Source organism: Pseudoduganella sp. RAF53_2, from assembly GCF_052113985.1.
Lineage (GTDB): Bacteria > Pseudomonadota > Gammaproteobacteria > Burkholderiales > Burkholderiaceae_D > Rugamonas.
In genome coordinates, this window is the sequence record NZ_JBFRDW010000239.1 from 1 (window position 1) to 8,067 (window position 8,067).

The following is an 8,067-nucleotide window of genomic DNA, read 5'->3' on the forward strand; positions in this document are numbered from 1 at the left end:
GTGCAGAAGGCGGTGCGCTCGGTGGAGCCGGCGGCATCGGCGGCGCAGCAGGCGGCGCGGCCGGTGGGGCGGGAGCCGTCGGCGGTGCGGCGGGCGGCACTGTGACCGCTGGTGGCCCAGGCGCGGCCGACCTGGCCCCAACTGGTCCCGAAGCCGCGCGCGGACTTGCCACGAATGCCATGATCCCTGCCGCCCTGGCAGCCTATCGAACCGGCGACATCGCCGCCGCATCCGGCCGTCCACCCACTGCAGGACCGGCTGGCGAAGCCGTCCCGGCAGTGGAAGCGGTCACGCGCACCCACGCTGCCCTGCCCGTGCAAACCGGCGAGCAAACCCGCCGGCCGCTGGTCCCACCGCCGACGCTGCCGGAAAACGCCGCGAATACTGGACAATCCGGCAACGCACCCGCACGTCCGCCGAACACGCCGCCCGAAGCAACCTGAGCTTCTTGATAAGGTATCGCCGCCCGCGTTGCGCGGCGCGCCACACTTCGCTCAAAATCGCCGGCCCAACCGGCAATTCCCGCGGGAAACTCGGTAATATCGGGGCATGAATCCCGCCAAGCGCGCTTTCCTGTTGCAATCCGCATTACTTGTCGCGCCGCTGCTCGGCTTGCGGGACGCGCACGCGCAGCAGATGGTCAGCCTGATCATGGGCGAGGCTTTCGACGAAGCGGGCCGCCCCAAACTCATGCGTCCCTGGCAGCGTACCCTGCTTGATTACCTCGAAAAAGAACTGAACCTGCGCTTCRACGTGCGCACGTATCCCTGGCCGCGTGCCGAGCGCAATGCGCGCAATGGCGACGGCCTGATTTTCGGCCTGCCGAAAAACGCCGGCCGGGAACGCGCGCTGCGCTATTCCGAAGCAGCCGTCAGCAGCACCTTATGGCTGGTCACACGCAGCGACGCCACCTTCCCTTTTGAAAAACTGTCCGACCTGCGCGGCAAGACCATCGGCGCGGTGCGCGGTTATGGCTACGGCGAAGAATTCGAACGCGCCCGCATCGAAAAGCTGTTCAAGGTGGAGGACGACCTGCCTTCGCGCGCCACGCGCCTGCAGCGCCTTCTGCTCAAACGCGTGGACGCGGTGCTGCTATTCCAGACCGGCTGGCAAACCGCCGCCGACATGGAAGCCGAACTGCGCGCCTTCGCTGCGCCGCTCACCAAGGACATCCCCCTGCCACCCGGCGTCACCCTGAGCGTGCTGCCCACGCCCGTGCAAGTCGACACGCAGCAGTTCTTCGCCGTCGCCCGCAGCCGCGACGATGGCTTGATCGACCGCATCAACGCCGCCCTGCTCAAACAGCAAAAACAAGCCTCTCTGCGCCAGCGCCGCAGCTGATTGCTTACACCTTCCCGCTTGCCCCGCGTGCAGGATTGTGGATAATCACGCCATCAAAACAATTTGGAGACTTTTGATGAACTTGAAACACTCCGCCGGCGTGCTGGCTTTGATGGCGTTTGCCGCTTCGGCGTCCGCGCAGGAACTGGTTGTAAAGATTGGCCACAGCGGACCGCTGTCCGGCGCCCAGGCCTTCTCCGGCAAGGACAACGAAAAAGGCGCGCGTCTCGCGATCGAAGAACTGAACGCCAAGCCCATTACAGTCGGCGGCAAGAAGGTCAAGTTCGAACTGGTTTCCGAAGACGATCAGGGCGACCCGAAAGCCGGTGTGTCGGTGGCCCAGAAGCTGGCCGACAGCGGCGTGAAATACGTGGTCGGTCCATACAATTCCGGCGTGGCGATTCCGGCTTCGCGCGTGTACAACGACGCGGGCATGCTGATCGCGCCCGTGGCCACCAATCCCAAGTTGACGCAGCAAGGCTACAAAGGCATCTTCCGCATCAACGCCAGCGATACGCAGCTGGGCTCCAAGATGGCGCTGTACGCAGCCAATGAGCTGAAGGCGAAAAACGTCGCCGTGATCGATGACCGCACCGCGTTCGGCCAGGGCCTGGCGGAAGAATTCAAGAAGCAGGCGCGCGCTTCGGGCCTGACCGTGGCGGGACATGAGTACACCACCGACAAGGCAGTGGACTTCACGTCCATCCTGACCAAACTGAAGTCGAAGAATGTGCAGGCCATCTTCTTCGGCGGCTATGCGCCGCAAGGAGCGCCAATGGTGCGCCAGATGCGGCAGCTGGGCATCAATGCCAAGCTGCTGGGCGGCGATACCATCTGCACCGCGGAAATGGGCAAGCTGGGCGGCGACGCCGTCGGCGAGAACGTGCTGTGCGCACAAGGCGGCGCGCTGCTGGAGAAAGCGGCTGCCGGTCCGGCCTTMAAGGCCAAATTCAAGAAGCGCTTCAATTCGGAACCGGATGTGTATGCGTCGGCTTATTACGATGCGGTCCAGATGTACGCAGCATCGATGGCCAAGACCAATTCGATTGACCCGGCTAAGGTGGGCGCGGATATCGCGGCGGGCAGCTACAAGGGCGTGTCCGGCACCTATTCGTTTGACGCCAAGGGCGATATGAAGTCTTCGCCTGTGACCATCTACAACTTCAAGAACGGCCAGCCTGCGCCGATCGCCAGCTTTTAAGCATTCCCCGCCGCGCCGGGTTACTCCTCACCGAGGATGACCCGGTTGCGGTTCCTGATCGCTTCCATCGTCTTTTCCGTCGCACCGGGACCGGGCTCGACGCGCACATCGCGCAGGGCCAGCAGGCGGTCGCCCACGCGCGGCCCGACCGGCTCGATCGGCAGCCCGGTCTTGTTTTCGACCAGCTGCAGCGGCGCTTCGTGCCCCAGCCATTCATCGCCCCACTGCGACAGCGCCACGATCACCGGGAATAGCGCCTCGCCCTTGGGCGTGAGCTTGTAAGCCGAACGCTTCTCGCTGCCTTCCGCAATCACTTTCTCCAGCACGCCGTAGTCGATCAGGCTATTCAGCCGCGACGTCAGCACATTGCGGGCAATGCCCAGCCGCTGCTGGAAATCGTCGAAACGGCTGGTGCCGAGCAGGCATTCGCGCACGATGAGCAGGCTCCACCACTCGCCGACCTGGTCGAGCGAGCGGGCTACGGAGCAGTTCATTCCATCAAAAGTTTTCCGGTACATGCAGACCATCTTAGCATATAAGTTGCGTCACACAACTTTTGTGCTATATTAGTTTCATCACGAAACTTTTGCAGGACCAAATAATCATGGATAAACGTCTTCTCTTCCTTGCCTCAGGCATGTTCGCCATCGGCACCGACAGCTTTGTCGTCGCCGGCATCCTGGCGCCGGTGGCCGCTTCACTCAACGTCTCGGTCGCCCTGGCCGGGCAAATGGTGACCATTTATGCATTGAGCTATGCCCTGCTCTCGCCAGTGATCGCGGCGGCGGCAGCCAGTTGGCCACGCAAACAGCTGCTGCTGGCAGGCCTTGCCGTTTTTGTACTTGGCAATGTGATCACGGCTGTCGCCCCGAGTATTGAACTGGTGCTGGCGAGCCGCTTCCTGGCGGGGCTTGGCGCAGCCATGTTCAGCCCGACCGCTACCGCCACCGGCGCCTCGCTGGTGCCGGCGGAGCAGCGTGGACGCGCGCTGGCAATTGTGATTGCAGGCTTGTCCAGCGCAACGGCGCTGGGTGCGCCGATGGGCACCTTCATCGGCGGTCTGCTCGACTGGCGCGCAACGATGTGGTTTGTGTCCGCGATYGGGGCCGCGGCCTTTATCGGCCTGGCGTGGCGTCTGCCGTCCATTTCGGCTCCGCCAGCCGTCAGCCTGGCGCAGCGCCTGAAACCACTGGGCGATGCGCGGGTGCTGCTGACGCTGGCCACCACCTTGCTGGTGTATGGCGGCCTGTTCCTGGTTTATACCTACGTTGGCCTGGGCTTCGATCGTGCCACCGGCGGCGATGGCCGCGTGCTGGCTGGCTTGCTGCTGCTGTGGGGCGTGGCGTCGACCGTCGGCAATCTGCTGGCTGGCCGTTTGACTGACCGCTTCGGCAGCCGCCGCATCATCAATTTCGCGATCGCTGTTCTGGCTGTGGACTTCGCCCTGCTGCCGTGGACCTCCGCATCGCTGCTGACCGCAGTACCCGCGCTGATCGTGTGGGGGCTGGCCGGCTGGGGCATGCTGGTGCCGCAGCAGCACCGCCTGATCAGCATCACGCCTTCCGCCGCACCGCTGCTGCTTGGCTTGAATTCTGCCGCACTGTATGTGGGCGTTTCCATGTCCGGCCTGGTCGGCGGCGCCGCCATCACCCTGGTCAGCGCCCACTCCCTCGGACTGGTGAGCGCAGTCTTCATCATTATCGGTCTGCTTGCGGCGGAATCCGCTTATCGCCTGATCGCACGCCCAACCGTATCGGCAGCCGTCGCGGCAGCCGGCTAGCCGGCGCGGCTGCGAACCGCAGGCGTCGCTCGTTCCATCAGCGGCGCCAGCGCGGTGCGGTGCTTGTCGAGGTGCTGCCAGAGCAGCGTGGCGATGGGGCCGTGAGGGCGGTCGGCGCGGCGCGCGGCGACGAGATCTTCGGTACTGCCGGGCAGGTGGCGGCCAGCGATGGAAATCAGCGAGCCGTCGCGCAATTCGTCTTCGATCAGGAAGCGCGGCATGTGGCCCCAGGCCATGCCCTGAAGGATGATTTCCTTCTTCATCAACTGGTCCGCTACCGTGCACTGGTGAGCGCCTTCGATCATGAAGTAGTCGCGCGTGGCCATCGAATGTGCGGTATCGCGGATCACGCATTGCGTGTAATCCCGCAGCTGCTCGGGCTTTACCGAACGGCCCGGCGCGAAGCGCAGGAAGCCCGGCGCCACAACGGGCACGAAGGGAACGCTGGCCAGATCGATCCATTCAACGCGCGGATCGTTCTTGTCCACGCCATGCACGATGAGGTCCGCGTCGCCATCATGCAAGCGCTCCTCCGGCCCCGATACCGACTCGACATGCAGGTGCAGCCTGGTGCCGCAATGCTGCGCAAAGAACCCGCTCAGCACTGCCAGTACGGCGCGGCGCGGACAGAAGTCGCCCACCACCACGCGCAACTCGCTTTCTTCGCCCATCGCCAGCTGGCGTGCGTGCACTTCCAGCTGCGCCAGCTCGCGCAGCATGCCCTGCGCCTTATGGTGAAACGAGGCGCCCGCCTCGGTCAGCGCTACACGATAGCCGCTGCGGTCCAGCAGCGCGAGATCCAGTTGCCGCTCCAGCCTCGCCACCGCCGCATGCACGGCCGGATGCGTGCGATGCAGCGCATCCGCCGCCGACTGGAATCCGCCCGTGCGAGCCACCGCATCAAAGCACTGCAGGTCGTGCAAGGTGAAAGCGCTCATTGTCAGTATTCCTTACAAAGAATGACTGAACTTTATAATATTTTTCGGAACGCTGCGCGGCTACGATGGTTTCCGGAAAGGAGATCTACCATGGAATCATTCATCACTGCCAACGATGGCGTGCGCATCGCCTACCGCTTCGACGGGGCGCAGCAGCTGCCAACACTTATCCTGTCCAACTCCATCGCCACCGACTACGCGATGTGGGACGGCCAGATCGCGGAACTGTCGCAGCGCTTCCGCGTGCTGCGTTTCGACACGCGCGGCCACGGTAAATCGGACGTGCCGCTGGGACCTTACTCGATGGACCGTCTGGGCCACGACGTACTGGATTTGATGGACGCACTCGGCATCGCCAGGGCACACTTCCTCGGCCTGTCGCTGGGTGGCTTCATTGGCCAATGGCTGGCGATTCACCGGCCCGAGCGCATCGACAGACTTATCCTCAGCAACACCGCCGCCTCGCTCGGCACGGACGGATGGAGCGAGCGCATTGCCGGCGTGCTGGCCGATCACGGCATGCGCGAATCAGCCGAGATGTTCCTGAATAATTGGTTCCCCGCGAAGATGGTTGCGGAGAATGGTGCAGAAATCCAGCGCTTCCGCGCCATGCTGCATGCGATCGATCCGCGTGGCGTGGCGGGCGCCTTTGCCGCGGTGCGCGACGCCGATCAGCGCCGCACGGTGCGCTTGATTGAAGCGCCGACGCTGGTCATTGCCGGCATCGACGACACCGTGACCAGCGCAAAGCATGGTGAGGAACTCGCCGCGGCCATTCCTGGCGCGCGGCTGGTGATGCTGCCCGGCGTGCATCTATCGAACGTCGAGCAGCCGGCTGCCTATATGGATGCGGTGATGGGCTGGCTGGGCGGATAAAACCTTAGCCGGCCAGCTTGGCCATCGCAGCTGCCACGCCGGCGCCGTATTCAGGATCGGCCTGGTTACAGTGGTCGATATGGCGTGCACACACAGCTTGCGAAACGCCCTTCATCGCGCGCGCCGTATTGTCGAACAGGGCCTGGCGCTGTTCGCCGGTCATCAGGCGGAACAGCGCGCCGGCCTGCGAGAAGTTGTCGGTATCGACGCGGTGATCCCAGTAGCCTGCAGCGCCTTCCACGGCCAGCGGCGGCTCCTTGTACTCCGGCTGTTCGATCCATTCTTCCTTGCTGTTTGGCTGGTAGGCGATGGTGCCGCCCAGATTGCCGTCCACGCGCATGGCGCCGTCGCGATGGAAACTGTGGAAGGGGCACTTCGGCGCATTCACCGGAATCTGGTGGTGGTTCGAGCCGAGGCGGTAGCGCGCCGCATCGCCATACGAGAACAGGCGCGCCTGCAGCATGCGGTCCGGCGAGAAGCCGATGCCGGGCACCACGGCTGCCGGCGTAAAGGCCGACTGCTCGACTTCGGCAAAGTAGTTGTCCGGATTGCGGTTCAGCTCCAGCATGCCGACTTCAATCAGCGGATAGTCTTTCTTCGGCCAGACTTTGGTCAGGTCGAAGGGGTTGTACGGCACCTTATTGGCGTCCGCTTCCGGCATCACCTGGATCATCATCTTCCAGCGCGGGAAGTCGCCTTTTTCAATCGACCCGAACAAATCGCGCTGATGGCTTTCGCGGTCCTGGCCGATCAGGGCCACCGCTTCCGCATCGGTCAGATTCTCGATGCCCTGCTGCGTAATAAAGTGGAACTTGACCCAGAAACGCTCGTTGGCCGCGTTGATCAGGCTATAGGTATGGCTGCCGAAACCATGCATGTGACGGTAGGATTTCGGAATACCGCGATCGCTCATCACAATGGTGACCTGGTGCAGCGCTTCCGGCAGCAAGGTCCAGAAGTCCCAGTTGCTTTCGGCGTTGTGCATATTGGTGCGGGGGTCGCGCTTGACCACGTGGTTCAAGTCCGGGAAACGCAGGGGATCGCGGAAGAAGAACACTGGCGTGTTGTTACCGACGATGTCCCAGTTGCCTTGCTCGGTATAGAACTTCACGGCGAAGCCGCGGATATCGCGCTCGGCGTCCGCCGCGCCGCGCTCACCAGCGACCGTGGAAAAGCGCATGAACAAGTCGGTCTTTTTGCCCACTTGCGAGAACAGCGCCGCTTTGCTGTAGCGGCTGACGTCATTAGTGACGGTGAACGTGCCGTAGGCGCCCGAGCCTTTGGCGTGCATGCGGCGCTCGGGGATCACTTCGCGATTGAACTGGGCCTGCTTTTCCAGCAGCCAAACGTCCTGCAACAGCAGAGGGCCGCGCAGGCCGACAGACTGCGAATTCTGGTTATCTACAACGGGTGCACCGGCGGCGGTCGTCAACTTTTTCATCTTTACGCTCCCTAAGTCTTGAATAAAAAACTCCACTTTGGAACGTACGAGTGTAGACCTCCGGTTTCGCCGCCTCAATCACCCCTTCGGGTTAGTCGGCCGACAAAACAAAAGGGCTACATACCGGAGTATGTAACCCTTTGTTTTTACTRCTTATTCTGGTGCCGCTGACCGGAATCGAACTGGTGACCTTCGCATTACGAATGCGCTGCTCTACCGACTGAGCTACAGCGGCTAAAGAGCCCGGATTATAGCAAACAACTTTGCAAGTTTGCTAGTACCCGGCCCTGAAGCGTGTATTTATGCGTGGTGGTAGCCCGTTACGACGGCCACTTCATCGCGCGAACCCAGGACCACCGGCACGCGCTGGTGCAGTTTTTCCGGCTGGATGTCGAGGATGCGGTGCTTGCCGTCGGTCGCCATGCCGCCTGCCTGCTCGACGATGAAGGCCATCGGATTAGCTTCGTACATCAGGCGCAGTTTGCCCGGC

7 protein-coding genes, 1 tRNA gene and 2 pseudogenes are annotated in these 8,067 nt (G+C 62.9%); 5 read left to right on the forward strand and 5 right to left on the reverse strand.

Annotated features, from left to right (window positions below):
- The 3 genes and pseudogenes from AB4Z11_RS15420 to AB4Z11_RS15430 all read left to right on the forward strand — a co-directional run.
- Positions 1 to 443, forward strand: a pseudogene (locus AB4Z11_RS15420) (hypothetical protein); the annotation flags it as partial.
- Between the two features lie 106 nt (positions 444 to 549).
- Positions 550 to 1,341, forward strand: a complete 792-nt coding sequence (locus AB4Z11_RS15425; protein ID WP_442026129.1) for a substrate-binding periplasmic protein — start codon at positions 550 to 552, stop codon at positions 1,339 to 1,341.
- A gap of 76 nt (positions 1,342 to 1,417) precedes the next feature.
- On the forward strand, positions 1,418 to 2,542 hold the full coding sequence (locus AB4Z11_RS15430) for a branched-chain amino acid ABC transporter substrate-binding protein (RefSeq protein ID WP_442026130.1): 1,125 nt from the start codon (positions 1,418 to 1,420) through the stop codon (positions 2,540 to 2,542).
- Between the two features lie 20 nt (positions 2,543 to 2,562).
- On the opposite strand, the gene AB4Z11_RS15435 is transcribed toward AB4Z11_RS15430, so the two are convergent.
- Positions 2,563 to 3,036, reverse strand: a complete 474-nt coding sequence (locus AB4Z11_RS15435) for a winged helix-turn-helix transcriptional regulator (protein ID WP_442026131.1) — start codon at positions 3,034 to 3,036, stop codon at positions 2,563 to 2,565.
- A gap of 110 nt (positions 3,037 to 3,146) precedes the next feature.
- On the opposite strand from AB4Z11_RS15435, the gene AB4Z11_RS15440 reads away from it, so the two are divergent.
- Positions 3,147 to 4,322 carry an MFS transporter gene (locus AB4Z11_RS15440; RefSeq protein WP_442026132.1) on the forward strand — a complete coding sequence of 392 codons (1,176 nt, stop codon included), beginning with the start codon at positions 3,147 to 3,149 and terminating at the stop codon, positions 4,320 to 4,322.
- Here the strand turns inward: AB4Z11_RS15440 and AB4Z11_RS15445 are convergent.
- Entirely contained in the window at positions 4,319 to 5,260 is a 942-nt protein-coding gene (locus tag AB4Z11_RS15445; RefSeq protein WP_442026133.1) for a LysR family transcriptional regulator, read from the reverse strand. The genes AB4Z11_RS15440 and AB4Z11_RS15445 overlap by 4 nt on opposite strands.
- 90 nt (positions 5,261 to 5,350) lie before the next feature.
- On the opposite strand from AB4Z11_RS15445, the gene pcaD reads away from it, so the two are divergent.
- Positions 5,351 to 6,136, forward strand: a complete 786-nt coding sequence (pcaD, locus tag AB4Z11_RS15450) for a 3-oxoadipate enol-lactonase (protein WP_442026134.1) — start codon at positions 5,351 to 5,353, stop codon at positions 6,134 to 6,136.
- 4 nt (positions 6,137 to 6,140) lie between these two features.
- Here pcaD and AB4Z11_RS15455 read toward each other — a convergent pair whose 3' ends face one another.
- The 3 genes and pseudogenes from AB4Z11_RS15455 to AB4Z11_RS15465 form a co-directional block, all read right to left on the reverse strand.
- Positions 6,141 to 7,577 (reverse strand): catalase, encoded by a 1,437-nt coding sequence (locus AB4Z11_RS15455; protein ID WP_442026135.1) that lies wholly within the window; start codon positions 7,575 to 7,577, stop codon positions 6,141 to 6,143.
- Between the two features lie 159 nt (positions 7,578 to 7,736).
- A tRNA-Thr gene (locus AB4Z11_RS15460) sits at positions 7,737 to 7,812 on the reverse strand.
- 65 nt (positions 7,813 to 7,877) lie between these two features.
- Positions 7,878 to 8,067: pseudogene (locus tag AB4Z11_RS15465) on the reverse strand (class 1 fructose-bisphosphatase); the annotation flags it as partial.

What these genes read in the sequence shown, in the direction of transcription:
- AB4Z11_RS15455 (WP_442026135.1), bottom strand. Translation starts at nt 7,577, where the DNA reads ATGAAAAAGTTGACGACCGCCGCCGGTGCACCCGTTGTAGATAACCAG.
- AB4Z11_RS15445 (WP_442026133.1), bottom strand. Translation starts at nt 5,260, where the DNA reads ATGAGCGCTTTCACCTTGCACGACCTGCAGTGCTTTGATGCGGTGGCT.
- AB4Z11_RS15435 (WP_442026131.1), bottom strand. Translation starts at nt 3,036, where the DNA reads ATGAACTGCTCCGTAGCCCGCTCGCTCGACCAGGTCGGCGAGTGGTGG.
- pcaD (WP_442026134.1), top strand. Translation starts at nt 5,351, where the DNA reads ATGGAATCATTCATCACTGCCAACGATGGCGTGCGCATCGCCTACCGC.